Source organism: Pectobacterium nicotianae (genome assembly GCF_023272715.1).
Taxonomy (GTDB): Bacteria; Pseudomonadota; Gammaproteobacteria; order Enterobacterales; family Enterobacteriaceae; genus Pectobacterium; species Pectobacterium brasiliense.
Window position 1 is genome coordinate 1,652,093 of sequence record NZ_CP096821.1, and the last position, 24,733, is coordinate 1,676,825.

At 50.1% G+C, this 24,733-nt stretch carries 22 protein-coding genes; 11 read left to right on the plus strand and 11 right to left on the minus strand.

Translation table 11 applies throughout. From position 1 onward, the window contains the following. Nucleotides 1-29: 29 nt before the first annotated feature. Nucleotides 30-3,128, minus strand: coding sequence for a multidrug efflux RND transporter permease subunit (locus tag MYB54_RS07375; RefSeq protein WP_248721729.1), 3,099 nt, complete (start codon nucleotides 3,126-3,128; stop codon nucleotides 30-32). Nucleotides 3,129-3,158: 30 nt separating this feature from the next. After that, complete coding sequence (locus tag MYB54_RS07380) at nucleotides 3,159-4,286, minus strand: efflux RND transporter periplasmic adaptor subunit (RefSeq protein WP_248721730.1); 1,128 nt, start codon at nucleotides 4,284-4,286, stop codon at nucleotides 3,159-3,161. 95 nt (nucleotides 4,287-4,381) lie between these two features. Here MYB54_RS07380 and MYB54_RS07385 point away from each other — a divergent pair, with 95 nt between their 5' ends. The 4 genes from MYB54_RS07385 (at nucleotide 4,382) to MYB54_RS07400 (ending at nucleotide 7,512) form a co-directional block, all read left to right on the plus strand. Next, complete coding sequence (locus tag MYB54_RS07385) at nucleotides 4,382-5,116, plus strand: response regulator (RefSeq protein WP_371928278.1); 735 nt, start codon at nucleotides 4,382-4,384, stop codon at nucleotides 5,114-5,116. Nucleotide 5,117: 1 nt separating this feature from the next. Then, nucleotides 5,118-6,170: an ATP-binding protein gene (locus MYB54_RS07390; protein WP_248721731.1), complete on the plus strand. Its 1,053-nt coding sequence runs from the start codon at nucleotides 5,118-5,120 to the stop codon at nucleotides 6,168-6,170. Nucleotides 6,171-6,407: 237 nt separating this feature from the next. Beyond that, nucleotides 6,408-6,977, plus strand: a complete 570-nt coding sequence (locus MYB54_RS07395) for a TetR/AcrR family transcriptional regulator (RefSeq protein WP_248721732.1) — start codon at nucleotides 6,408-6,410, stop codon at nucleotides 6,975-6,977. 58 nt (nucleotides 6,978-7,035) lie between these two features. Further along, nucleotides 7,036-7,512: a nuclear transport factor 2 family protein gene (locus MYB54_RS07400; protein WP_248721733.1), complete on the plus strand. Its 477-nt coding sequence runs from the start codon at nucleotides 7,036-7,038 to the stop codon at nucleotides 7,510-7,512. 122 nt (nucleotides 7,513-7,634) lie between these two features. On the opposite strand, the gene MYB54_RS07405 is transcribed toward MYB54_RS07400, so the two are convergent. Next, nucleotides 7,635-8,360: a type 1 glutamine amidotransferase gene (locus MYB54_RS07405; protein WP_248721734.1), complete on the minus strand. Its 726-nt coding sequence runs from the start codon at nucleotides 8,358-8,360 to the stop codon at nucleotides 7,635-7,637. 117 nt (nucleotides 8,361-8,477) lie between these two features. On the opposite strand from MYB54_RS07405, the gene MYB54_RS07410 reads away from it, so the two are divergent. Next, entirely contained in the window at nucleotides 8,478-9,245 is a 768-nt protein-coding gene (locus tag MYB54_RS07410) for an AraC family transcriptional regulator (RefSeq protein ID WP_248721735.1), read from the plus strand. A 236-nt stretch (nucleotides 9,246-9,481) separates the two neighbouring features. Further along, a complete protein-coding gene (locus MYB54_RS07415) occupies nucleotides 9,482-11,446 on the plus strand; it encodes a nuclease-related domain-containing DEAD/DEAH box helicase (protein ID WP_248721736.1) in 1,965 nt (654 codons plus the stop codon). Between the two features lie 441 nt (nucleotides 11,447-11,887). Here MYB54_RS07415 and MYB54_RS07420 read toward each other — a convergent pair whose 3' ends face one another. Further along, entirely contained in the window at nucleotides 11,888-12,724 is an 837-nt protein-coding gene (locus MYB54_RS07420; RefSeq protein WP_248721737.1) for a MipA/OmpV family protein, read from the minus strand. Nucleotides 12,725-12,927: 203 nt separating this feature from the next. Between MYB54_RS07420 and MYB54_RS07425 the strand changes: the two genes are divergently transcribed. Together MYB54_RS07425 and MYB54_RS07430 are read left to right on the plus strand one after the other, a co-directional pair. Then, nucleotides 12,928-13,605 carry a response regulator gene (locus MYB54_RS07425; RefSeq protein ID WP_014915965.1) on the plus strand — a complete coding sequence of 226 codons (678 nt, stop codon included), beginning with the start codon at nucleotides 12,928-12,930 and terminating at the stop codon, nucleotides 13,603-13,605. After that, complete coding sequence (locus MYB54_RS07430; protein ID WP_248721738.1) at nucleotides 13,605-14,993, plus strand: sensor histidine kinase; 1,389 nt, start codon at nucleotides 13,605-13,607, stop codon at nucleotides 14,991-14,993. The genes MYB54_RS07425 and MYB54_RS07430 overlap by 1 nt, the downstream gene beginning before the upstream one ends. Before the next feature lie 66 nt (nucleotides 14,994-15,059). On the opposite strand, the gene MYB54_RS07435 is transcribed toward MYB54_RS07430, so the two are convergent. The 3 genes from MYB54_RS07435 to MYB54_RS07445 form a co-directional block, all read right to left on the minus strand. Beyond that, the gene (locus tag MYB54_RS07435) at nucleotides 15,060-15,950 is read right to left on the minus strand and encodes an SMP-30/gluconolactonase/LRE family protein (protein WP_248721739.1); all 891 of its coding nucleotides are present in this window, start codon (nucleotides 15,948-15,950) and stop codon (nucleotides 15,060-15,062) included. Nucleotides 15,951-16,032: 82 nt separating this feature from the next. Beyond that, nucleotides 16,033-16,506, minus strand: coding sequence for a DMT family transporter (locus MYB54_RS07440; protein WP_039503666.1), 474 nt, complete (start codon nucleotides 16,504-16,506; stop codon nucleotides 16,033-16,035). 11 nt (nucleotides 16,507-16,517) lie between these two features. Further along, a complete protein-coding gene (locus MYB54_RS07445; protein WP_248721740.1) occupies nucleotides 16,518-17,915 on the minus strand; it encodes an amidohydrolase family protein in 1,398 nt (465 codons plus the stop codon). A gap of 132 nt (nucleotides 17,916-18,047) precedes the next feature. Between MYB54_RS07445 and MYB54_RS07450 the strand changes: the two genes are divergently transcribed. The 3 genes from MYB54_RS07450 (at nucleotide 18,048) to MYB54_RS07455 (ending at nucleotide 19,860) form a co-directional block, all read left to right on the plus strand. Continuing rightward, nucleotides 18,048-18,932, plus strand: a complete 885-nt coding sequence (locus MYB54_RS07450) for a LysR family transcriptional regulator (RefSeq protein ID WP_248721741.1) — start codon at nucleotides 18,048-18,050, stop codon at nucleotides 18,930-18,932. A gap of 396 nt (nucleotides 18,933-19,328) precedes the next feature. Continuing rightward, on the plus strand, nucleotides 19,329-19,454 hold the full coding sequence (locus MYB54_RS21950) for a hypothetical protein (RefSeq protein ID WP_256468942.1): 126 nt from the start codon (nucleotides 19,329-19,331) through the stop codon (nucleotides 19,452-19,454). After that, a complete protein-coding gene (locus MYB54_RS07455; RefSeq protein WP_205531548.1) occupies nucleotides 19,441-19,860 on the plus strand; it encodes a hypothetical protein in 420 nt (139 codons plus the stop codon). The genes MYB54_RS21950 and MYB54_RS07455 overlap by 14 nt, the downstream gene beginning before the upstream one ends. A gap of 270 nt (nucleotides 19,861-20,130) precedes the next feature. Here the strand turns inward: MYB54_RS07455 and MYB54_RS07460 are convergent, their stop codons facing one another. From MYB54_RS07460 to MYB54_RS07475, 4 genes are all read right to left on the minus strand, one after another. Beyond that, nucleotides 20,131-22,185 carry a toxin-antitoxin system YwqK family antitoxin gene (locus tag MYB54_RS07460; RefSeq protein WP_248721742.1) on the minus strand — a complete coding sequence of 685 codons (2,055 nt, stop codon included), beginning with the start codon at nucleotides 22,183-22,185 and terminating at the stop codon, nucleotides 20,131-20,133. A gap of 103 nt (nucleotides 22,186-22,288) precedes the next feature. Continuing rightward, nucleotides 22,289-23,206 (minus strand): aminotransferase class IV, encoded by a 918-nt coding sequence (locus tag MYB54_RS07465; RefSeq protein WP_248721743.1) that lies wholly within the window; start codon nucleotides 23,204-23,206, stop codon nucleotides 22,289-22,291. A gap of 22 nt (nucleotides 23,207-23,228) precedes the next feature. Beyond that, on the minus strand, nucleotides 23,229-24,041 hold the full coding sequence (locus MYB54_RS07470; protein ID WP_248721744.1) for an amino acid ABC transporter ATP-binding protein: 813 nt from the start codon (nucleotides 24,039-24,041) through the stop codon (nucleotides 23,229-23,231). Nucleotides 24,042-24,062: 21 nt separating this feature from the next. Further along, a complete protein-coding gene (locus MYB54_RS07475) occupies nucleotides 24,063-24,728 on the minus strand; it encodes an amino acid ABC transporter permease (protein ID WP_248721745.1) in 666 nt (221 codons plus the stop codon). Between the last annotated feature and the right edge of the window lie 5 nt (nucleotides 24,729-24,733).

The following is a 24,733-nucleotide window of genomic DNA, read 5'->3' on the forward strand; positions in this document are numbered from 1 at the left end:
GCATCATAGGATACGCCCCTCACTAAAAATTAAGCCTTACGGGTAAATTTCTCGACCACTTTCATGACTGTGAAGTAGAAGACAGGGACGAAGAATATTGCCAGTATCGTTCCGCTGACCATACCGCCAAATACGCCCGTACCGATGGCATGTTGGGTTTCTGCGCTGGCTCCGCTGGCAATCATCAGGGGGACTACGCCCAGGGTAAATGCCAGAGAAGTCATCAGGATAGGTCGCAAGCGCATCCGCGCGGCTTCAATCGTGGACTCGAGCAAACCTTTGCCGCCCTCATGCATCTGTTTGGCGAACTCCACGATGAGGATCGCGTTCTTTGCCGACAGGCCAATGATGGTAATCATCCCGACCTTAAAGAAGACATCGTTCGACATATCTCTCATCATGACAGCCAGCACGGCGCCTAACAGGCCCAACGGCACAACCATCAGGACGGACAGTGGAACGGCCCAGCTTTCATAAAGCGCCGCCAGGACCAGAAACACGACCAGCATTGACAGAACCATCAGCATCGGTGCTTCTGAGGCAGACTGCTGCTCCTGCAATGACAGACCCGTCCACTCAACGGCAAACCCTTCTGGCAGCTGTTCTGCCAGTCGCTCCATCTCTTTTATGGCATCCCCGCTTGAATAGCCTGCCGCCGCACTGCCGGTAATCTTAATGGCCTGATAGCCTTTATAACGCACCAGTTGCAGCGGCGAATTCTCCCATTTAGCCTGAACAAACTCGGAAAGCGGAACCATCCCGCCACTGCCATTACGTACGTACAGTTTGAGAATATCCTCTGGCTGCATACGGTACGGGGCATCTGCCTGAATGATGACTTGCTGCATACGGTCAGCGTTAGGGAAATCATTGACATACAAAGAACCCACGGCTCCAGATAACGTCTGGCTAATTTCATCAAATGCCACACCTAATGCGAAGGCTTTCTGGCGGTCGATTTGCAGGTTAATCACTTGCCCGTCGGGCAAACCGTCAACGTAGACGCCCTGAACGACCTTGCTGCCCGCTGCCAGCTCCAGAAGTTTATTTTGTGCTTCTTTGAGGGCGGCGAACCCTTTACCCGCCCGGTCTTCAAGACGCATGGCAAAGCCGGAAGAGTTTCCAAGCTCATCAATCGCCGGAGGCATCAGACTGTAGATTTCAGCCTCAGGGTGGCCATATAAAGCCTCTAACACATGGCCGGACTCGGACGCTGCGGTCGCACCATTACGCTCATCCCAGTCTTTTAGCGTGGTAAAGGCCATCGCCGAGTTTGGCCCTGAACCGGAGAAACTGAATCCCATGATGGAAAGGTTGGCTTCGATGCCTTCTCTGCCCAGCACAGTATCTTCAAACGTTTTCACCACGCCTAAGGTTCGCTCCTCCGTGGCATCCGAAGGCAGCTGAATTGAGGTCAGGAAATATCCCTGATCTTCCTCTGGCAGGAAGGAGGAGGGAACGCTCCTCATCGATAAGAACAGGACAACGCACAGCGCCGCATAGACAGCCAGCGACCGTCCAACTCGCTTCAGCATTCGGGTAACGCCGCTTTCGTAGCGGTCGGTCATCGCCGAAAACTTGCGATTAAACCAGCCGAAAAAGCCGCGTTTCTCATGGACATTTTTATCAATCGGTTTCAGGAGCGTGGCGCACAGCGCGGGCGTCAGGCTAAGCGCAAGGAAAGCAGAAATCAGTATCGAAACGGCCATCGACAGCGTGAACTGTCGGTATATGGTCCCGACCGACCCCGTAGCCATCGCCATGGGAATAAACACGGCACTGAGCACCAGCGTGATGCCGACAACCGCCCCGGTTATCTCTTTCATCGCTTTCTGCGTCGCTTCTTTCGGGCCCAATCCTTCTTCGGCCATGATGCGCTCGACGTTTTCCACGACCACGATGGCATCATCCACGATGATGCCTATCGCCAGAACCATGCCGAACATGGTCAACACGTTAATGGAAAAGCCTGACATCAGCATGACTGTGAACGTACCCAGCAACGCGATGGGGGCAACAATGGCGGGGATAAAGGTATACCTGACATTCTGCAAGAACAGATACATCACCAGAAACACCAGTACCATTGCCTCAATGAACGTGTGCACCACTTTCTCAATCGAAATTTTTACGAACGGAGTGGTATCAAACGGAATGGTGTATTGCATGCCTGGCGGCATCGCTTTACTCAGGTCATCAAGGCGCAACTTAATTTGGTCTGCTGTTCTGACCGCATTCGCGCCCGGGGCAAGCTGAATTGCCGCACCGGTGGAAATCTGCCCATTTTCCCGGGTTGAAAAGGTATAACTTTGTGGCCCAAGCTCCAGACGGGCAACATCAGAAAGTACCACCCGCGAGCCGTCCCGATTCGATCTCAGTGTGATATTGCCAAACTCTTCAGGCGAACTGAGCTGGCCTTTCACCAGTAAAGGATAAGTGACCTGCTGGCCCGGCACGGCAGGGGAATCGCCGGTTCGGCCAGGGGATATCTGGGCATTCTCTGCGGTGATCGCCTGACTAATATCGTTCACTGTCAGGCGATATTGATTGAGTTTGACCGGATCGATCCACACGCGCATGGCTTTTTCCGCCCCAAACAGCTGGACTCGCCCCACACCTTCAACCCGACGTAATTCTTCAAGCATATTACGGGAGAAATAATCGCTTAAATCGCTGTCCGACATCTGTCCCTGCTTCGAGGAAAGCCCAATAATCATCAGAAAGCCTGAGGATGATGCTTCAACATTGAGGCCATTCTGTCGTACCACCTGGGGCAATCTTGGCTCGACGATTTTAATACGGTTTTGCACGTCAACCTGAGCCAGTTCGGGGTCGGTACCGGGCTTAAAGGTGACGGTAATGGTTGCCTGTCCCGTGGTATCACTGGACGATTCAAAGTAGAGCAGGTTTTTAACCGAAGACAGCTCACGCTCGATTAAAGACACGACGTTGTTGTTCATCATCTCAGGCGTAGAGCCCGGATAAGTGGCGTAGATATTGACACTGGGTGGGGCCACCGAAGGATAGCGAGCAACAGGCAGTTTGGGGATGGCGATCATCCCGAACAGCACAATAAACACGGCAATAACCCAGGCAAAGACAGGGCGATTAATAAAAAACTGCGGCATAGGAAATCCTGAATAATAGTGAGGGTGGGGTTACGGGTGTGTACCTTGTGCCAGTTGCAGAGACATTCCGTCCTGTAATCTACCCATCCCCTTGATAACTAACTGGTCGCCAGCCTTAAGGCCGTTTGTGATTGAGAACTTAGCGCCAACGGCCTCTCCCAGCTCAACCTCGACAGATTTCGCCTTACCTTCATCATTGAGCCAGACATGCGTTTTAGTGCCTTCACGTACCACAGCTTCACGTGGAACCATCAGGCCTTCTTTGTCCAGCAGGTGTGAGACTTTTGCCTGAACATACATGCCCGGCAAAAGGGTTCTGTCCGGGTTATCAACCAGCAGACGCATCACCACGTCCCCCGTACCCGCATCAACGCTGACGCCGGTAAACAGGATTTGTGCTTTGTTGCTATAGGGCGTTCCATCAGCAGAGACAATGGCGGCGGACGCCGCATTTTCACCGCTGACTCCTGTGCCTGCGGCGGCGCGCAGTGCGTTCATTTGCGCGGCAGGCTGTCGAACATCAACATACACTTTGTCGATCTGCTGGACCGTTGCGAGAGCCTGACTGTCACTGGCACTGACCAGCGCGCCTTCAGTAATAAAATTTTGATCAACCCGCCCACCGATGGGGGATTTCACCGTTGAATAGGAGAGGTCCAGTTGTTTGCGTTCGAGAATGGCACGCGCCTCCGAGATAGCCGCTTTTGCCTGCTCAGCAGTGGAAAGCGCTTCTTCGTAATCCTGGTCGCTGACTGCACCTGAATGCCTTATCTTCGCAAGGCGGCTGGCTTTAGCTTGCAGCTGTCTGTAACTGGCCTGCGTTTTTTGCAACGCGGCAGCCGCACTGTTTACGTCAGCTTTAAACGGTGCGGGATCGATCTGGAATAATGCCTGCCCCGGTGTTAATTCACTTCCTTGGCTAAACTGCATTTCAGTGACGATACCGCTCACCTGAGGTCGAATTTGTGCGATACGAAAAGCGGCCACCCGTCCCGGAAAAGTTTGCTCACGAGACACCGGTTCTGCGGTGAGTATCTCCACGTTCACGATGGCCGGCATCTCTTCGGTTTGTGTGGCGGTTTCGGAACCTGAATCACAGGCTGATAAAAGCCAGAAGAGGGATAACACACTTATTTTCGTCGTTCTGTTAAGCATCATTCTCGTCATTTCCTGATATTTAAAATAGATATCACATGCTAGAATGATTATATAATTCATATGTTTACATTAAGTGTAGGTTGTGTGGAGATGGTGTGGAGAGCAATAAAGATGAGCGGATATCTGGAGCAAAAATGAAAAACATCAAAGTCCTGTTGGCAGAAGATGAAAACGAAATTGCAGAAATTCTAACCGCTTATCTGGTGAAAGAAGGTTTTACTGTGGTGAGAGCGAAAGATGGCCTTGAAGCGATTTCACTTTTTTTTGCTGAATCTCCCTCGTTTGTGATCCTGGATATTCGAATGCCGCATGTGGATGGCTGGCAGGTACTGAGTGAAATCAGGCGGGATAATGATGTGCCGATCATGATGCTAACCGCGCTGGATGCGGATATCGATAAGATTCAGGCTTTGCGGACAGGAGCCGACGATTACATCGTTAAACCCTTCAACCCTGCCGAGGTAATCGCAAGGATTCACGTCATTTTAAGGCGCATGTCTTTTCACCGCACCGATAAAAACCCACTCTCGTTCAGCACGCGTCATATCGATCTGAACGTCAATCATCACACGGTCGTGATTAAAAATACCCATACCGATATTGGCAGCCAGCTCACGTCGACGGAGTTCAAAATTCTTCTCCATCTTATTCGCTATCCAAAAAGGGTATTTTCACGTCAGGAGATCCTGGAGTATTGCCTGCCGGAGGGCGAAGCCAGTGAACGAACGGTGGACAGCCATATCAGCAAGTTGAGGAAGAAAATTGAACAGGCGGGGTTATCCTCTGTACCTGAGAGCATTCGTGGCTTTGGCTATCGGCTTGGAGACTAAGATGGTGAAAACCGGCATTCGTTATCAGCTCTTCATCCTGACGTCTAAAGTGGCGCTCAGTACGCTCATCCTCCTGTCCTTGGTTTACAGCATCTATATCATCACTTTTGCTGATGTGCGGGATGAATATAGCTGGATACCCACTACCCATGACTGGGTTCTGACGTTGATTTCTGGTTTGTTATCTTCCGTGGTCGCGTTGGGTTTTGCCTGGTCCTTTGCGCGAAAAATCATTATTCCATTGAATGCTGTGGCCGAAAGCGCCCGCAAGATTGCGGAAGGCCGGCTTAGCGCAAGAGCAACACATAGCGCTCGGGAAATCCGGGAGGCGGCATTACTGGTCGATGATTTCAATGCGATGGCCAGTAAACTGGAAGTGATGTCCAGTGAAATGAAGAAATGGAATGCCGCTATCGCTCACGAATTGAGGACACCCGTTACCATTTTACAAGGCAGGATTCAGGGCATTCTGGATGGCGTATTTGAGAAAGACGACCGGCAATTTTTGCTGTTGCTCAACCAGACTGAAGGTTTATCGAGACTTATCGATGATTTAAGGGTGTTAAGCCTTTCCGATAGCGGCCAGCTCTACCTGTATCGTGAAACCGTACAGATGGATCAGTTGATCGTAACCAGCGTCGAACTCTTTCGTGATGAACTTGAGAAGAAAGGCCTGACACCCGCTATCGAGGCGGATCAACTCACTGGTTTTGTGGACAAAATCCGTATCAGTCAGGTTTTATCAGCGCTGCTGAGTAATGCCATTAAATATTCTGTTGCCGGTAAAATTCTCATTACCTGTCATTGGGTAAATAGCGACATCCGTATTACGGTAGAAGATGAAGGGCCGGGCATTCTGCCACAGGATATGACGGCGATATTCGACGCGTTTTATCGCGCTGATACTGTGTGCTCGGCGAAAACAGATGGCTCAGGGCTTGGGCTGGCCGTAGTGAATGCTATCGCAAGGGCGCATGGCGGTCAGGTAAGTTGCAGAGACAGTGCCTTGGGGGGAAGTTGTATTGAGATCGTGCTTCCCGCTGAAATCAACTGAACTGAATTTTCTTCGGCATGGCTGTTGCGGCTGCAACGTCATGCCTCCTTTCGCTTAACCGACTTCACCCTTCTTTATTTGCCCAACGTTGTGCCAGAAACGAGCGTGCTTATGTCTCGGTCTATTGATTTAGGGGAGGGGGACTCGCTCTCCCAAACGGACTGCACTCTTCGTTTTTTGAAAAATTTTTTCAGGCTAACGCTTGACTAGGTAGAACGATCGTTCTACCATTTATTCATGAACAAAAAACTAAACGACACCCGAGAAAAAATCCTGGCGACCGCCGAGCAACTTATCTATCAGAACGGCATTCATGCCACCGGCATGGACCTTCTGGTCAAGACCTCTGGCGTAGCAAGGAAAAGTATTTATCGCTATTTCGCGACCAAGGATGACGTGGCGGCCGCCGCGTTGAATGCACGTGATGAACGCTGGATGCACTGGTTCAGAACGGAATGTGATAAAGGCGATACCCCTCAGGAGCGCATCCTGAATATGTTCACTGTACTCAGAGGCTGGTTTGAGTCAGAGGGCTTTCGTGGTTGTGCCTTTATTAACACGGCTGGAGAAGTCGGTGACCCTGCCGATCCCGTTCGCCAAATCGCAAAATTGCATAAACAAAAATTGCTGGATTACACGCTGGAACTCACCGGGCAATTAAACATCGAGCAACCGTCAGCCCTGGCCAGACAGCTGCTGATTCTGATGGAGGGCGCTATCACCATGTCACACGTGATGGGCGATTACAGCGCCGCCGATAGCGCAAGAGAAGTGGCGCAACTGTTGTTGAAACAGGCCTCTCACTAAGGCCTGAGTTTCAAAAAATCCCGTTCTATTGATATATCCAAATGTTGGAGGCTCTACTATGTCCGATAAACAGATTCGCCCGCCACTTCCTCCTTTCACTCGCGAAACGGCGATTGAGAAGGTGCGACTCGCTGAAGATGGCTGGAACAGCCGAGATGCCGAAAAGGTATCGCTGGCCTACACGCTGGACACCAAATGGCGTAATCGCGCCGAGTTTGCAACCAATCGTGAAGAAGCCAAAGGTTTCCTCACGCGGAAGTGGAAAAAAGAACTTGAGTATCGTCTGATTAAAGAGTTGTGGGCGTTTACTGACAATCGCATCGCCGTGCGGTACGCCTATGAGTGGCATGATGACTCGGGTAACTGGTTCCGCTCTTATGGCAACGAAAACTGGGAATTTGAAGTAGATGGCCTGATGCATCGCCGCTTCGCCTGTATCAACGACATGCCTATTAAAGAGAGTGAACGCAAGTTCCACTGGCCACTGGGTCGTCGTCCGGATGATCATCCCGGTCTGTCGGAGCTGGGCCTGTAACGTTCTACATATTCTTCCGATAAGCCCCCGATGACTGTCTCAGCCGGGGGCTTTTTCTCAACTTAAAAATGACGGCATCTATTTATCGCACTACTGATGTCATTCGGATGAGGTTATTTTCGCTACGCTTTTGACCGACAGTAGCATGATTCCAGTTTGTCGAGGAACGCGAATAAAACCCTATTCATTTCACTGTAATCATGAGCCCGTAGTTCTTCTGGGGTGTTGATGAAACGATATTTTGCGGCCTGACTTAAATCCTTATCTGAGTGTGCAATTAATAATTCGACGACATCCGGCGTGAGTTCCATGTGGCATTGAAACCCGTAAACCAATTCGGAATAAGCAATTATCTGGCGTGGGCATCCTTCGCTGTAGGCGATAATTGTAGCCTCAGGCGTCAGGCCAGGCATATCGTTATGCCAGTGACCTACGTTGAGCTGACTTCCGAAGTGAGAGAACAGCTCGCTCTGGGTGCCTGTATCCGTCAGAAAAATGGGGAACACGCCTATCTCTTTTTCTGGGCTGTGAGCAAACGGAGCCCCCAGCGCTTCGCCAATCAGTTGAGAGCCCAGACAGACACCAATGATGGCTTTATCGAAACTCACTGCAGAGGCGATCAGCGCTTGCTCAGCTTTTGAATCGAAATGGGCGCATTGATCTAGGGTGAAGGCAGGATCCTGTGGACCGCCCATCACGATCAACAAATCGATGTCCCGGGCATCTTGCGGCAGTTTCTCGCCCGCATAAACACGGGAAAACGTTATTTCATGACCACGACTCATGGCCCAGGTTTCATAAGCGCCGGGCGCTTCGAAACTTTCATGCACAATAAAATGTACTCGCATTGGCGTATGCTCCTGTAATGCTTGTTACAACCTTAATTCAGTACGCTTTACCCTGCCAAAAATGATCAGCCGGGCAGTGTTAGCTGAACCATGGTAAACAAAGGGGATCAATCTGAGATGTCAGTTTGCATAGATAAAGCGCCAAGACACGATGAGGCGACGGGGTGGTCCGGGACTGCCATATCTTATCAGCGTGGAGAGGTCGATCCCCCGCATTACCATCTTGAAGGGCAACTCTTGTTTGCCACTAAAGGGGTTATGCTTGTTGAAACGGCAGACAGGCGATGGGTTATCCCTCCTCAGCGTGCGCTTTGGATCCCACCGTTGATGACTCACTCTTACAGCATTCTGTCCCATACAGAATTACGTGCTATCTATGTCAGTCGCAGCCTTATTGCGGAGTGCACAAATTTTACGAAGAACAGCCAGGTTCATGTCATTAACGCGACAGTGCTGCTGAAGGCGTTAATCGCGGGTCTGTTTACTGATGAATACCACGGTGCGGCTAAGCGAAAAATGGCGCTTTTACTACTGGAAATTCTTAGTGAAGCACCATCTGTGACTGCGGAACTCCCTATGCCGCGTGATGAACGTTTATTTCGTGCCGCAAGAGAACTGATGCTCAGCCATCGGTGGGAGGCGACCTTAATAGACATGGCTGATATTGCGAATATGTCGGAACGTACTTTTTCCCGCCGTTTTTTACATGACACAGGTTTCAGCTTCAGAATGTGGAAACAGAGAGCCAGAATATATGCATCATTAGACCTTCTATCTAATGATGTATCCGTTAAACAGATCGCTTACCAGCTCGGCTTTTCCTGTCCTGCCGCGTTTTCTGCTGCATTTCGTTCAGTGATAGGGACAACCCCAAGCGAGTTCTAATCTGGCTTTGAGTGTTTCTACTGAATAGATTCACTCACTGGGGACGAAAATTTTCGTTTTCGCTCATAGGAGATCTGCTCTCTTTTTGGCATGGCAGCATTGCCAGGAGCGGAAGTAGCCAATATTGTTATCTGTGTAAATTTAAAGGGAATAGGTCAATCTGTTATGTCATCCTTGTTTCTTTTAGATCATGTAGTAAATTATAGATGGTTATTCATTATAAAGAGAGTGTTAGCGTGTCTATCCTTCATCCAACTTTGGAAAACATACTCCGTTTAAAGGTTGCACCCACTCCCGGTGAGCTTCACTTGTTAAATCACCTTACGGAGAGCTTGGATGATAGCTACGAAATTTTCTTTAATCCATTTATTGATGGGGATCGCCCTGATTTTATCATTCTTAAAAAACACACGGCAATTTTTATTGTTGAAGTGAAGGACTATAACCTAGTTAATTATAGTGTGGATGCTTTTAATAAATGGCAAGTTAGTTCTGAAAAAGGGGTGTCGAAGATTTCATCACCTCAATCACAAGCTTTCAGGTACAAGTCAAATTTATATAATCTACATTTACCAGTATTAGGTCTGTCTTATCTAAAAAATCGCAATTTTTTTAACATTGCCCAGCCGTTTGTTTACTTACACAAAGGTAATAAAGCTAATATAGATTCGTTATATTCCCACGCCCAGAGTGAATTGATGGAGCGATCTAGGTATATTGATGAACAATACAGGAATAAAGAAATTTCTATAGAGCAATACAATCAACAGGCAGACAAAATATCGCGACTAAAAAGAAAGTCAACTAGAGATAAGTCCATGGCTTACGGCGCTGATCGAATAAAAGAACTCGTTAATAAAATTAAAAGCTTTAAGCCACATGTCCTGTTCGACGATCGTGTGTATGACGATTTTAAAAGACGCTTGATGCCAAGCGACCATACTTTAAAACAGGGGAAAAAAATCTTCTTAGATAAGCGTCAGAGTAAGTTGGCAATAAGCGTGTCTGGAAAAGAAAAGATTAAGGGTGTAGCAGGCTGTGGCAAAACTACTATCATTGCAAATCGAGCGGTAAATGCATTTCATCGGCATGATGATATTGTATTGATTCTGACTTTCAATATTACACTAAAAAACCTCATTAAAGACCGAATCAGCGATGTTCTTGGTTATCGAGACGATCAACATTTCGCAGTGACAAATTATCATCAGTTTTTCATGTCTCAATTGATTGAGACAGAACAGGATGTCAGTGAATTAATTGAAAAATATGGATTTAATGAATTATTTAACCGTGATTTATTCAGCGGTTTTTCTGTTAGTCAGTATCGGACAATTTTGATTGATGAAGTTCAGGACTTTGAAAATGAATGGGTAAAAATTATTCGTGACAACTTCCTCAATCACGAGGGTGAAATGATTCTGTTTGGTGACGAATCACAAAATATTTATGAAAGAGATAGCAAAAGAGCGGCCGTCATCGTGCAGGGATTTGGTGAGTGGAAGAAATTAAGTCGTTCCTATCGTACAAGCAGTGACTCGCCTTTGAATCGAATTTTTAAAGATTATCAATTGAAGTATCTGGTCGAAAAACATGCAGATATAGACTTATTTGAACAACAAAATATCCAGTCAGAAATGAATTTTGATATTATCAAATATCATTTCTTTCCATCCGACTGGGAAAATAAATGCTTTGAAAAAATTCAAAGTTACATCAGAAATTATAGTTTCAATCCAAATGATATTGTTATTCTGTCGTCTAATATTTTTCTTGTTCGTCGATTAAATGAAAGGTTGACTGAATTTGAAAATACCACCTGTATGTTTGAAACATATGAAGAACTAATTGAACTCCTACCGGAAGGAAAGAAGTATTACGATATCAATAGATTAAAATTGCTCACAAAAGAGGAGTTGCGTGATTTTATTAAGCGACATACTGGTATTAAATCTGATATTGAGCGGGTAAGAAGGACAAAGAAAAATCATTTTTATCTGAATAGTGGATTGATCAAACTATCCACGATACATAGTTTTAAAGGTCTGGAGTCTAAAACCGTGTTTTATATTATGGATGACAAAGATACTCCTGAGGTTATCTATACATCGATCACGCGATCTATTGAGAACCTCATTATCTTGGATAAAAGTAGTGAGGGGAAATATAAAAATTTTTTCAGCGAAATCAATGCGAATTGAAAAAAATTCTATACAGCTCAGCTGTAAACAGCCCGCTTAACCGGACCATTCACTTTTAGAGATCTTCCGGAAAACCAACTTCCGCTCCTCGCTCAAAGCAGACCTGACAGCCCCTCGGTCTGGCCACTTCGCGCCAAAAACAGACGCTGTGAACATCACGGTGAGTAAGATCCGATTTGCCAAAAGCTGGATGGGGCGGTTTGACGGGAGACTAACACTTCCGACAGAAAGCGTGACTTCAGGTCATCAGATGAATCTATTCAGAAAACCATCATTTTGATGGGAACCCTGAGATGAGGCAGATGCTCTGAGTTACAGGGCATAAGCAGGGCGAGTGGGTGAGCTGAGTACCGCCCCATCATCTGAACTGGGGCGGTTCGAATGTGTATTAATTGACGGTGTATAGCCACAATCTGCCTGAAAGCACACGTCTAACAACGATCAGAAGCTATATGTCACCTTCAGGCTTCCGGTAGGCGATGCTTTTCGTTGAACAATTGGGCTATTGCGTGCATCACCAGTCAACTGCGTAAAGCCTGCTGCGGCAATCATGCTCCAGTTTTGGTTGAACTTGTGCGTCCAGTCAGCATTCAGTGAATAGGCATAAATCCCAGATCCGACATCATGTTGGGTAAACCCCGATGCGGTCGACTGGGATGCATTTACCCCGTAGTAAGTCTGCATGTACTCGCTAGTCCCCCAACTGCTGGTCAGCGCCAGCGTGACGGAATTTTTCGATGACGTATAGAGCGGGCTGATAATGCCAAAATGCAGGGCTCCACCATTGCTTCGTTGAGAAACCGGCACCTCAGCCTGCACTTGTAAATTAAGCCAGTCCGTCACCTTATACCCCAGACCAAGCACACCGACAGCCGATCCTTTGACGTCACCCATACCTCGCAAGTGGTCGCTACCGTAGCTGATCGAGTCGCTGTCCACGTCACGATCCTTACGGCCTGCGCGATAGCTCAGCGCAGCGCTGTAATCCAACTTGCCGATGCTGTTACCGTAACCGATACCACGCGTGGTGCTGACGAAGAAACCATTTACCATAGAGTAATCAATCACCAGGGCAGTCGTGACGCGGCTTTCATCCGAACCCGAATAACGTGGCGCAACATCCACGCTTCCCCCCAGAGCCAACTCGTTGCCCTGTTTCTGTTCTGCTGCCAGCGTCGGGGTAGCCAGTAATGCCAGGACAGCGCCCGACAATAGTTTTTTCAGGGCACGCCCCGAGAGCGAATGGAGGAACTTATGATGCAGGTCGATGTTTCTCATTAAAGAAGTCCTTGTGGATTCAACTGATTACGATACAAGCGGTTTTAAACACCAGAACGCCCAGTTTGAATTCTCACCCTGAAGTTCTCATGAGCCAAAAATGAAGAAATACTGAAGCAAGCACCGGGCTGCAAATCTGATAGATTTCCTGATACCGTTTTTTCTTCAGACGTTCTTCATGCACTGTTGATAAAGTAACTATTGTGAACATTCTCCTAATTGAAGACGACCTCGATCTCGGCAATGGCGTGCGTATTGCCCTTGAAGATCAAGGATTAGATGTTATATGGGTGCGCCGTAAAGTGGATGCGCTGCATCAACTCGATCTCTGCGTGCCAGAACTTGTATTGCTCGACCTCGGCCTGCCCGACGGTGATGGCATGAGCCTGATGGCGAGCCTGCGTCAGCAGTTCAAGGGAATCCCCGTTATCATCCTGACTGCCCGAGGCACTCTGCAAGATCGTCTGGCTGGGCTGGATGCCGGTGCAGACGACTATCTCGTCAAACCTTTTGTTCTCGCTGAATTGTTGGCCAGAGTGAGAGCACTTGCGCGGCGCAGTTACGGTTTTCAGAATGAGGTGATAGAAATTCGAGGATTATCTCTCCATGTGCCGACGCGACGCGTGACAGTGGGGGCTCGTAATGTTGATTTGACGGCAAGTGAATATGCTCTGCTTGAAACGTTAATGTTGCGCACTGACCGCGTGCTTACACGACGGTTTCTGGAAGAAAAGATATTCGGTGCAAAAGAAAACATGAGCAACCCTCTCGATGTGCATATGGGCAATTTGCGTCGCAAAATCGGCGAGGGCTATGTGCGAACGGTGAGGGGCGTAGGGTATGTCATTGATACCGTACCGATTCAGAAGGGGGCAGGTTGATGCGTAATTTTTGGTGCCACCTAAAAATCCCAACGCTCGTGCGGAGAATTATGATCGCCCAAATGCTATTGCTTACACTGCTTTGGTGTCTTTTTCTGACCTACATTTTATGGGAGAACTTGCGTAGCCCCTCTATGCTATTGGGCAACAAGACTTACGAAACCATTCTTACATTGGTTGATCGTATGGGGGATCGTCCGCAGGATCTAACCGATGTGCTGGAAAAGTTCAGCAAGGCGTTGCAGGAAGGTTATGGCGGGGGGGAAGATCCAGAGCTGTCAATCAGCCTAATCGTTCGGAAGAATAAAGAGGTAATTTATTCATCTGATGGCGCGCCGGCAGGGGTGACAAACACCCGATATGGGAAAATTCAGAGCATTCAGAGCGACGGCCGCACCTGGACTAGCCGTACGCTAAAGTCCGGGAACTCCGACGCGGAGGTCACGCTGGTCACCCCAGCCGGAGGCTGGAACTTCTTTATATACCTGAACTCGCGCGGATACTACATATTGCCGCTGCTGGTCTGCATTCCTTTTCTTCTTTTTCCCGCGTGGCTGTCAATCCGCATTGCAATGCGACCTTGGAACAAGGTGGTAAATGAAATTGCCTTACGCACTCCAGAAGATCTCTCTCCCTTAAAAGAAGTCCCAAAGCACAGGGAGCTTCGCCAAATGGTGGACGCTATTAATATATTTCTTGCCAGGGTGCGAGAAAGTGCTGAAAGGGAACGGGTTTTCATTGCAGATGCCGCTCATGAGCTGCGTACCCCTCTGGCTGCGATGCGAATCAATGTTGAGGCTTTGCAGTCCTATATAAGCAGCGATAATCAACAGGCGTTGCTTGCAGGGATTATTCGCAGCAATAGCCGTGCTGCTCGTCTCGTCAATCAACTTCTGCTGTTGATGCACAGCGAAGCGCGCATTGACACGGTTATGGAGCCTGTGCCGCTGACGACGCTTATACAAGAGCGAATGGCCGCGTTGGCACCGCTAGCGGCTGGGCGCAGGATTGAACTTGAATTTTACTCCCATGATGAAATCTGGATTACCGCTGTTAGGGAACGCCTGATGTCGCTGATTGACAACGTCATTGAAAATGCCGTGAAGTACAGTCCTGAAGGCGGGCGGGTTGAGGTAGAGGTACGATCATTAGATAAATCCACGCAGTTACGTGTCTCAGATGCAGGGCCCGGTATTCCAGTTGAATTGAGGGAGCGCGTGTTCGATAGATTTTTTCGCGATCCCAATCAGATGCAAAGCGGGAGCGGGCTGGGACTGGCAATTGTCAAAGCAGTTGCGCAGCAACACAACAGCAACGTATACCTAAGTACGTCTGCAGAAGGCGGGCTCATGGTAACGGTTGACTTTCCACACCACAGTTCCGTCTGAAGGAAAACACAATGTTGTCCTTTTCCTTATTACTTGAGAAATCAGTCGCGCATTGTGGATCCAGCATCAGTGCCTCATCCGCTTCCGCCTGCAACGCCTGGATGAGATTAAGCCAAAGCGGCTTTCTGGCAATCCGGCAAAAAATGGTGACCGGATACTGAACAGTGCACCGTCATATGTGGTTGGCTCAGTAAGTCCAACACGAGCACTGGTGCAAAAAAGCGTGTTCAGTGACGAACCGCCGAGCACCGGGCAGGTAGTCTGGATGGCAGGAGCAGACAGAATACTGTGCGTTTCTCCCTCTGGGCTGTAACGAACAACCCGACTGCCGCCCCATTCGGCGTTCCACAGATAACCCTGTGCATCAATGCAGGAACCATCAGGCGCGCCGCCGCCTTCGACTTCCGTAAAGATTCGCTGATTGTCGAGCGAAGGATAATCACAGCAAAAGATTCGTCCCTGCATGGAGTCGCTGTAATACATCGTGCCCCCATCCGGGCTGAAGCAGATGCTGTTAGGAATGGCAACAGCGGGCAGGTCGAGTGTTTCCGTTTCCAGACTGACAGAATTTAACCTGTGAAATTTACCGATGGGCTCCACCGGATAGCCGTCGTGCATCGTGCTAAATACGAAGTTGCCTGCGCGATCGCAGCGGCCGTCATTAATACGCGTACCGGGTGCACCGGGTGAGGAGGAAACCAGGGTAAACGTATTGCTCTGCAAATCGTAATAGCCCAGGCAGGATTTAAACCCCATCAGCAGTATGTGTTCTTCATTTGTCAGCGCAAATGAGCCGAGGCGTTTCGGTAAGGGCCAACGGCTGATTTCTTCACCGTCTTCCTGGATAGCGAGTAATTCACTCCTCTCAATATCTGTCCAGTACAGGCGACGTGTCCTTTCGCACCAGAGGGGACATTCTCCCAGTTCATTGCTGGCATAAGCTGCAATAGTAAGCATTGTTTATTACCTTAGAGAGGCAGGGATTCCCTGCCGTAAAGTGGATTAGTTTCTGACGCCACGGGCGTATGCGTTTTCTCTGTCAGCTCAGAAAACGTTGTGACAGGCGATCGCCAAAGAGCATGACGGCAAGTCCGGCCAGCATGACCAGCATTCCACCCAGTCTGAGCAACGAAACCGGCCTTCGTATGGCACCCAGCAGACCAAAATGGTCAATCATCTGTGATGAAAGTAACTGTCCGACAATCGCCAACCCGAGCAGGGCTGAAAATCCGATTTTTGGCGCGAGTACGACATAGCTGAACAGAGCACAGGCCCCGATCAGGCCTCCCGCCAGACTCCACAACGGTTGTGACGGAATGGCCGCAAGCGAAGTCAATAATCCTCCGCGCAGCAGTGAATAAATCCCAAGGCTGAACGCTCCGGCAGCGAAGGAAAACAACGCGGCGGTGACAGGATCGCCCCCGAGCCCTCGCGCCAGCTGGCTGTTCAGGGTGGTCTGCAGAGTGATCCCGAGACCTGCTGCAAAAGCGATGGTGTAATAAATCATGCTCATGCGTTTACCTGTCAGTGTGCTTGCTTCAGGGGCAGAAAGGTTTCCGCAAAAATGTCAGGCTCATATCCGGCGGCGGCAAACAGATGCTCACGCGATTCATCAATGGCTGCACGAAGACGCGTGCTGTCCACGCCCAGGACTTTGCCGTTCTGCTTGACGATGCGTCCGCCGATCATGACGGTATCGATGTTGCTGCGCTCCGTCGCATGTACCACCGTGCCAAAGGCATTCCCCGACGGGTAGAGGTTGATGTCGCCGGCGTTAATCAGGATCAGATCGGCCTGCTTGCCCGGCGTCAGGCTGCCCACTTTGTCCTGCAACCCTGCACAGGCCGCACCGTCGACGGTCGCTGCTTTAAGGAGCTGTGCTGCTGGAAGCGATTTGAGCGAATGTGCGGGATCGCAGCAGTGCTGCTGGTGCATGCCCATAACCCTTTGCAGGTAAAATGCCACGCGCATTTCCATAAACATGTCGGTACTGTAGGACGTTTCGTTATCAACGCTGAGTCCCGGGCTGATGCCGTGGTGATGCGCAGCCTCAATGGCATACATACCGTCTTCGATGCCATAGTGCGCATCAGAGCGGGGACAGACGTTCACGCGAACACCCGCTTCCCGCAGGATCTTCCATCCCTCGTCAGGCAGTGACGTGCAGTGATTGAAAATATTGTCCGGTCCAAGAAGCCCCTGCTGATGCAGCGATTCAAGCTCAGAGGCCATTTCAGCGCCAAAGAATTCAGTGACGATTGGCAGTCCCAGCCTGCGCGCCTCGGCCCACAACTCCGGCTCCAGCTGTGCCATGACGCCAAGAGTAACAAGCCCTTCGGGATTGTTTTTGAAATACTTCTCCTGCAGACGTTGCCAGTTGCCCGGCCAGTGCGCACTGTCCCATTCGCCCGAGATCGGTGCACCGGAGGCGTGGATGGCGCGAATACCCGAATCAAGCAGGGCCTCTACGGCGGCGTCCGAATGCGCAGCGGTGCGGCTATTGTGCGAATTATCAATGACGGTAGTGATACCCGCGTCAATAGCCCCCAGAGCGGTAAGCAGGTTACCGACATAGATATCGGCAGGGCGGTAGAACTTGGCGAAAGAGAAGTGCGTGGCGTTGCTGTAGTCGTCTAGACAGGTGGCATTTGGGTTGATGCGGCGCAACTGACCTTCCCATGCGTGACGATGAGAATCCACCATCCCCGGCATGACAATCATGTTCGTGGCATCTATTACGTGCGCATCCTGTACGTTCAGGTTCTGACCTACGGCGGTAATGGTTGAACCACTGATAAGAATGTCGCCGCGTTCAATGTTACCCACGCTGTCATCCATGCTCAGGATTGTTGCACCCCGAATCAGCGTTACAGGCGGGTTTACAACCTGGTTATTAACAATGTTTCTGATGTAATCGGTCATTTATACAGCCTCTTTTCTGAAAATCAGGAAAACGATACGTCACCCAATTAACCTTAAAAAGGTGTCCAAACCGTTTTCATAATTCATAATCTGCGAATAATAAGATTCACTGACTGCCGGGGAGAGGAAAAAATGGATCGTATACAGGCTATGCAGATCTTTATCCGGGTAGCTGAAGCCGGAAGCTTCGTGCGGGCGGCAGAAGCGCTTTCACTGCCTGCTTCAACGGTTACCAGTACGATTAAAAGTCTTGAGAAATATCTGCAGGTGCGCCTGCTTAACCGGACAACGAGGCGGGTCAGCCTTACCCCGGAAGGTTTTCAGTATCTCAGTGAGTGCAGGGAAATTCTCTCACTAATCGAACATGCGGAATCCGGCCTGAAGGATTCCGTCAGGCGACCACAGGGGCGTCTGCGAGTTGATATGCCGGGTGGGATCGCGCATTTCATCGTTATGCCAAACCTGAAAGACTTTTACCGGCTTTATCCGGATATTTACCTGATGATTGGAGTAAGCGATCGACAGGTCAATCTCGTTCAGGAGGGCGTGGACTGCGTAATCAGGACGGGGGAGCTGAATAACTCTACGCTTGTGGCCCGTCCGCTTGGCCGTTTTCGGTGGATCACTTGCGCCTCACCGGACTATCTCAGGGAGTATGGTATTCCGGATAGCCCTGAAGCGTTGTCACAGCATCGGGCCATTCACTACTTTTCCGGCTCTGCCAGGCGCGCGGATGAACTGCATTTCCTGCGTGGCACTGAGACGTTGTCCGTGCCAGTAAAGGGAAATGCAGCCGTTAACGAAACGGGACTCTATATTAAAATGTGTCTTGACGGTTTTGGGCTGGCACAGCTTGCTGAAAGCATCGTCTTTGAGAATCTTCAGGAAGGGAGACTTGTTGAGGTTATGGCTGACTGGCAGCCGCCATCAGTTCCGGTCACATTACTTTACCCACATCAGCGTTTTCTTTCTCCGGCCGTTCGCGCGTTTGCAGACTGGGTTGCCACTATTCTATGAAGCACTCGTGCCAGCGCTATGAATGTCCGCTCCCGCTCAAAGCGGATCGTACCACGTTCGCAATGATTGCTTTGTGCTAGGGGCGGCATCCATCAGAGCAATAAGCCTCTGTTATTTATTTGCTCCGACTACAGGTTAATTTAGCTGATATCTCTCTTGAGAAAATTAAGGATAACTTGCGTACTTGCTGTGTGAATTTGGGCGGTACCACGGTTATTTATTTTAGAAAAAACTGTTGAATTAGAGGTGCTTCGGCGTTAGTTTGGTCTGAGATAAAATCGTGAACGAAGACGTGGAAATTTTTGATTTGCGGCTAAAACCCCTCAATCAATTAATTAGTTATTCGCTCCCATGCACCGCCATTTTCTATAAACATAGTTTACGGAGAAAAACGTTATGAAAGTAAAAGTTGAAGTCCTCTACCAAGGGGATGAGGCAATAGGTCTTTATGAAGAAAATAACGCCATCGAGAAAAAAACTGGGGAGCTTGAAATATTCACGCTAGTTTATGATGAGAAATAATGATGAAGCAAAAGGAGTGTCAATAGGTTGCAATTACGCTCTAAAGTTAATGAGAGAGGCGGAGCTAATTCCTGAAGGTATTTCAAGGTTAGAAGCTGCTATTGAGTACATTGTGAATAATCCGGTTCAAACATATTCGTTTAATCAAGTTGAAGCACTAATGAATGCTTCTTTTTATTTAGGCGCAGATAGCGGATTGCACAGGGCCTTTGAACGCATACGTGATAGGACCTTTATAGTAAATCATAGATCAAAAAATCCTCGTATAATGAGAAACGATGCAATAACAACTACACAGTTTTCATTTACGGAGAACTATTCAGGAGTAAAACTTAATTGCCGCATTCATCTTCCAGATACTTCATTCGACGGATTTACAACTGATTATCGGCAATGGAATAAATAGCTAACAAGCGCAGTCAAAGCGGACGCATACTCGCTGGCAGATTTTTTGCTAATAGCTTCGAGGTAAAACATCCGTCAAGCATTCACCGTTGCTGTCCGCTCCTCGCCCCAAGCAGACGTCGGGGCTTATCGTTATCCCATTGAGTGAGTATTGGAAAGCAGTTGCCTCCATATAACCTCACTCAATGCGGTGCCACTTTCGAAAGGATATGAATTACCCGCACACCCGTGCAGAATCATCAATTACTGAGCGTTTCTCCTGTGTGGGATCTCATTGTTCATACTCCCATTTCGGAATCACGCAGCCTTTAGGGCCGGGGGCGGTCTGTTTTCCGTTCTCATCGAAACGGGTTTCACAGCCTGTGGTCAGTCTGCCGTCTTTCCAGATTCCGCTGCTTTTGACTTTGCCATCGGGGTAATAACAGGCGCTTTCACCCTGACGCAGCGCGCCCTGATAATCTTTGTACTCTTTGCCATCAACCACCAACGGCTTGAAACCCTGCGCGCGACTAATGCATTGCATCTGGCCGTTAGGGTAATAGCTGATTTGGGTGTAGCTGTCATCGGTGCCGATACGCGTTTCATCCTGACGCTGACCGTTCGCATACCAGGTATTATTGGTTTGCTGGCGGTTGAACAGGTAATCGGCTTCGGTGAGGGGCGTGCCGTCAGGGTTGAAGGTTTGCTGTTTACCGCAGTAGCCGCGACCGCTCATCGATAGAGGGCAGTAATTGCGTTCGGTAATTTTGACGCCAGTGGCGGTAAATTCCTGCATCAGTCCGACTTCATAACCGCGGTCAAGGGTTGATATGGACTTCGGTTTTCCGTCGGGGAAATTATAGATATTCGGGCCGTCGAGTTCGCCATTTCGGTAGCCGCGATCGGCGCGCACAGTGGTGCCGTCGTCATAATATTCGATTTCACGGCCCTCCAGTTTGCCCATGACATAGTCAGCCTGATAAACCATTTTTCCGGCAGCGTTGAACTTCTGGTACAAGCCGTGAGGAAGATTGTCTTTATAATTAATGATTTGTGTCAGGCGACCTTGCTTATCACTCCAGCGCAGTTCTCCCTGCTTTACGCCAGCGATCAGTTCGACCTGCTGGATCTCGCCGTCAGCTGTCTTGAGTTTCCACATCCCGTTAGCCACGCCTTTCACAAACGGACCTTCGCCGTTTTCGGTGATCCACATACCTTCAGGCTGGTCATCAACATAATCGCCCTTCGAGCGCAGCACGCCCGCCAGATGGCGCTCGCTGGGGCCATGACGCTGGCCATTGAGGTAAGTATCGAAGCCACTTAGCTCTGGTGTATTGCCATCCATGCCGTCGGCGATCTCCCAGCGGCCTTCACGTTCATCGTTTTTCATCAACCCCGTTGCCGTTTCTTGCCCATCGCTGATGGTCCACTGGCCTTGCTGTTGTCCCGCGACATAGCCACCTGAACTGCTGAAGTTCTCGCCGACGGTGGTCCATTTTCCGTCAGGAACGCCATGTAGGAAAAAACCTTTTACTAAGCCATATTGCGGCGAGTAATAGGCATAAGGCCCATTCTCGCTGCCGCTGAATTTAGCCGGGTCAGCTTGCCAACTGATGGCTGTCGCGCGAAATCCGGGTGTTGCGCTGTCTTCCACGCGACGGAAGGTTACGGTAAGAAATAAACCGTCTTTTTCCGCGAAGGTTTTTTTATAGGCGTAGACGTTGTCTGCTGGCTGCTTCGCAGCATGAGAAGGTGTGCCATCGTCAAGATACCAGCCGACAACGTCGCCCTGAGTAAAGTCGATGTTATCGAAATCGTGATTATCGAACTTCGGGTACTGCGCGCTGTAGTCATAAGGTGGAAGCTTGGCGAGGGCGCGTTTTATCGACGTTGCATTGAGATCCTTATTCTCGTGAACCAGCTTGTCCAGAACCGGCTGTAAACTCAGCACCGGAATATAGCTGCCGTCTTCGATGTAACGCCAACCGCGCAGGGCGAACTTGCCGTGGCTTTTACTCAACACCAGCGTGATTTGACCCGCCTGGTCCATGTCGGCATAAAACACGGATTCAATGGTGGAATCGGGGAAGGTACCGAGCAGGTGGGGAAGGTGATCGACACTGTGATCCTCTTCGCTACAGAAGCAATAATAGCCTTTGACCGCCTGGTTTTCCTGAATGAAAACCAGAAGGGCGCTGCTGTCGCGTGCGCCCGAAATAATCGGATGCGCCAGCGTTTTACCCGCGTAAAAAGGGTGTGGGGTATCGTCCGGGGCGGCGATAGCCGTGCTGACCCCTATGACCATATTCAGTAGTAGGATGCCAAACAGTAACTTTACGGCTTTCATTCCCTGACCTGCTCTTTTGAAAAAGTGGCGCTTAGGTTACATGAAATGTTTCTGACGGTTAATATTTCGTTGAATCAATTCGTTATTGAACGTAGCGCCTCAATCACTGCGCGTGCAGATACGCCTCATACCAGCGGCTGAGCTGTTCGGTAACCGGACGATGTTCGGCGTTAAACGGGCGGCCATCCAGCGCTTTTACCGGGGTGATGCCCGCCAGCGTGCCGGTGACAAAGGCTTCATCAGCGGTGAGGGCTTCTGCCAGCGTAAAATCCTGCACCTTGACCGTGAGTCCGTTGGCCTGCGCGAGATCGATAATGGTCTGGCGGGTAATGCCGTTGAAGCAGTAGCGTCCCGACGACGTCCATAGTTCACCGCGGCGGACGATAAAAAAGTTGGTGGAGTTGCAACTGGCGACAAAACCGTGTGGATCCAGCATCAGCGCCTCATCCGCTCCCGCCTGCAACGCCTGTAGCAGCGCCTGAATGAGATTAAGTCGACTGTGCGAATTTAGCCGCAGATCGAAGACGTCTGGCGTACTGGTGCGGTAGGTGGAGGTAAACAGCGTCAGCCCGCGTTTTTTCGCCGCCGTATCGACGACTTTATACTCCGCCACGCACACCACCGTCGCACCGCCGATAATAAAGCGGGGATCCTGATTTGGCGTATGCTTTTTCCCTCGGGTAATCATCAGGCGAATATGCGCACCATCGGTCATGCCGTTGATGGTGAGCGTTCGATAGAGAATAGCAGTCAGTTCTTCCCGGCTATGGCCTATATCCAGTTGGATCGCGGCGGCACCGTCAAACAGGCGATCCAGATGTGCGTCCAGCGCAATCAGGCGACCGTTAACCAAACGCAAGCCTTCCCATACGCCGTCGCCGCACACGTAGCCGGAATCAAAAATCGACACCACCGCGTTGTCGCGATGAACAAATTCCCCATTCACATATACCTGTACGTCGTTGTTACGTGGGTCCTGCAAATAGGCCTGACTGCTCTGGCTGGATAAGGTGGGTTGCATCGTGCGGTTCCTGAATGATGAGTTAAAACGCTCGCTCGGCAAAACGAGCAAGGAAGGCTTGGGTACGGGGTTGCTGCGGATTTTTGAGCACCTGCTCGGCGCTGCCCATTTCGTGGATCACGCCATTTTCGATAAAGATAACGCGGTCGGCGAAGTGATAGGCGAATCCCAGTTCATGGGTGACCAGCAGCAGGGTACGGCCTTCCTCCGCGAGCGCGTGGATGGTGTGCAGTACTTCGCCCACCAGTTCTGGATCCAGTGACGATGTCGGTTCATCGAACAGCATGACTTCCGGTGACATCGCCAGCGCACGGGCAATTGCCACCCGCTGCTGCTGACCGCCGGACAGGCTACCGGGGCGCGCGTCTTGCTTGTTACTCAGTCCGACTTTTTCCAACTGCGCTTTGGCGATGACATCGGCGTCATGTCGCGACATTTTCTTCACCGACACCAGCGCTTCACGCACGTTTTCCAGCACGGTCAGATGGGGAAACAGATTGAATTGCTGAAACACCATGCCTACGCGTTCCCGCACGGCGCACAGCTGCTTTTCGGGATAATCGCGCTGGCTTTGTGCATTGGTTTTTCCCAGTACCACGCCATCGAGCTCGATGGTACCGGCGCTGGGGATCTCCATAAAATTCAGGCAGCGCAGCAGGGTGCTTTTTCCTGACCCGCTGCCGCCGATGATGGCAATTTTTTCGCCGCGTCGTACATCCAGATCGATCCCCTTCAGGACCTCAACGGCACCGAAGCGTTTCTGGAGCCCGCGAATGCGCAGGACGATATCGTCATTCAAAGTACTGTTTTCATTCAAGGTAATAGTTTCACTCATAGCAATCCTGTGGCGCTGGGGCTAGGGGGTTGAACGGAAACGACGTTCAAGTCGTGCGGCAAGGTAGCTCCCCGGCCAGATCAAAATGAAATAGAGCAGTGCGACCACCGTCAGGATTTCCAGCGGACGATAATAGGTACTGCTCAGCAGCCGCCCCTGATACATCAATTCGTTGACGGCCAGTATGGAGGCCAGCGAGGTCACCTTGGCTAGCTCGATCATCCGGTTGGTGAGCGCGGGCAACATGTTGCGCAATACCTGTGGCAGAACCACGCGCCGCAGGATCACCGCCTGTCGCATGCCCAGCGCTTTCGCGCCTTCCCACTGCCCGTGGTCGATGGATTGCAGCCCCGCGCGGAAAATTTCCGTACAGTACGCCGCGCTATACAGCGTCAGAGCCAGCGCGGCGGCGGCAAAGGTACTGAATTGCACACCGACCAGAACCGGAAAGGCGTAATAAAACCAGATCAGCTGGATCAGGACGGGCGTATTACGGAAGATTTCGACAAAGCATCTGGCGGGCAGCGACAGCCAGCGTTTGCCAAATACGCGAAAAAGACCGAAAACCAGCCCCAGCACGGTTCCCAGCACACCGGCCAGCAGCCAGAGTTCGAGTGTGACGCCGAGGCCTTTCAGCAGCACGGGAAGGTTGTCCCAGACTAGCGAGAAATCCCATTGATAGTGCATGATGT

Bases quoted from the DNA above. Each gene is read 5' to 3' on its own strand.
- MYB54_RS07375 (WP_248721729.1), bottom strand. From the start codon at position 3,128: ATGCCGCAGTTTTTTATTAATCGCCCTGTCTTTGCCTGGGTTATTGCC.
- MYB54_RS07380 (WP_248721730.1), bottom strand. From the start codon at position 4,286: ATGATGCTTAACAGAACGACGAAAATAAGTGTGTTATCCCTCTTCTGG.
- MYB54_RS07390 (WP_248721731.1), top strand. From the start codon at position 5,118: ATGGTGAAAACCGGCATTCGTTATCAGCTCTTCATCCTGACGTCTAAA.
- MYB54_RS07395 (WP_248721732.1), top strand. From the start codon at position 6,408: ATGAACAAAAAACTAAACGACACCCGAGAAAAAATCCTGGCGACCGCC.
- MYB54_RS07400 (WP_248721733.1), top strand. From the start codon at position 7,036: ATGTCCGATAAACAGATTCGCCCGCCACTTCCTCCTTTCACTCGCGAA.
- MYB54_RS07405 (WP_248721734.1), bottom strand. From the start codon at position 8,360: ATGCGAGTACATTTTATTGTGCATGAAAGTTTCGAAGCGCCCGGCGCT.
- MYB54_RS07410 (WP_248721735.1), top strand. From the start codon at position 8,478: ATGTCAGTTTGCATAGATAAAGCGCCAAGACACGATGAGGCGACGGGG.
- MYB54_RS07420 (WP_248721737.1), bottom strand. From the start codon at position 12,724: ATGAGAAACATCGACCTGCATCATAAGTTCCTCCATTCGCTCTCGGGG.
- MYB54_RS07430 (WP_248721738.1), top strand. From the start codon at position 13,605: ATGCGTAATTTTTGGTGCCACCTAAAAATCCCAACGCTCGTGCGGAGA.
- MYB54_RS07435 (WP_248721739.1), bottom strand. From the start codon at position 15,950: ATGCTTACTATTGCAGCTTATGCCAGCAATGAACTGGGAGAATGTCCC.
- MYB54_RS07440 (WP_039503666.1), bottom strand. From the start codon at position 16,506: ATGAGCATGATTTATTACACCATCGCTTTTGCAGCAGGTCTCGGGATC.
- MYB54_RS07445 (WP_248721740.1), bottom strand. From the start codon at position 17,915: ATGACCGATTACATCAGAAACATTGTTAATAACCAGGTTGTAAACCCG.
- MYB54_RS07450 (WP_248721741.1), top strand. From the start codon at position 18,048: ATGGATCGTATACAGGCTATGCAGATCTTTATCCGGGTAGCTGAAGCC.
- MYB54_RS21950 (WP_256468942.1), top strand. From the start codon at position 19,329: ATGAAAGTAAAAGTTGAAGTCCTCTACCAAGGGGATGAGGCAATAGGT.
- MYB54_RS07455 (WP_205531548.1), top strand. From the start codon at position 19,441: ATGATGAGAAATAATGATGAAGCAAAAGGAGTGTCAATAGGTTGCAAT.
- MYB54_RS07460 (WP_248721742.1), bottom strand. From the start codon at position 22,185: ATGAAAGCCGTAAAGTTACTGTTTGGCATCCTACTACTGAATATGGTC.
- MYB54_RS07465 (WP_248721743.1), bottom strand. From the start codon at position 23,206: ATGCAACCCACCTTATCCAGCCAGAGCAGTCAGGCCTATTTGCAGGAC.
- MYB54_RS07470 (WP_248721744.1), bottom strand. From the start codon at position 24,041: ATGAGTGAAACTATTACCTTGAATGAAAACAGTACTTTGAATGACGAT.
- MYB54_RS07475 (WP_248721745.1), bottom strand. From the start codon at position 24,728: ATGCACTATCAATGGGATTTCTCGCTAGTCTGGGACAACCTTCCCGTG.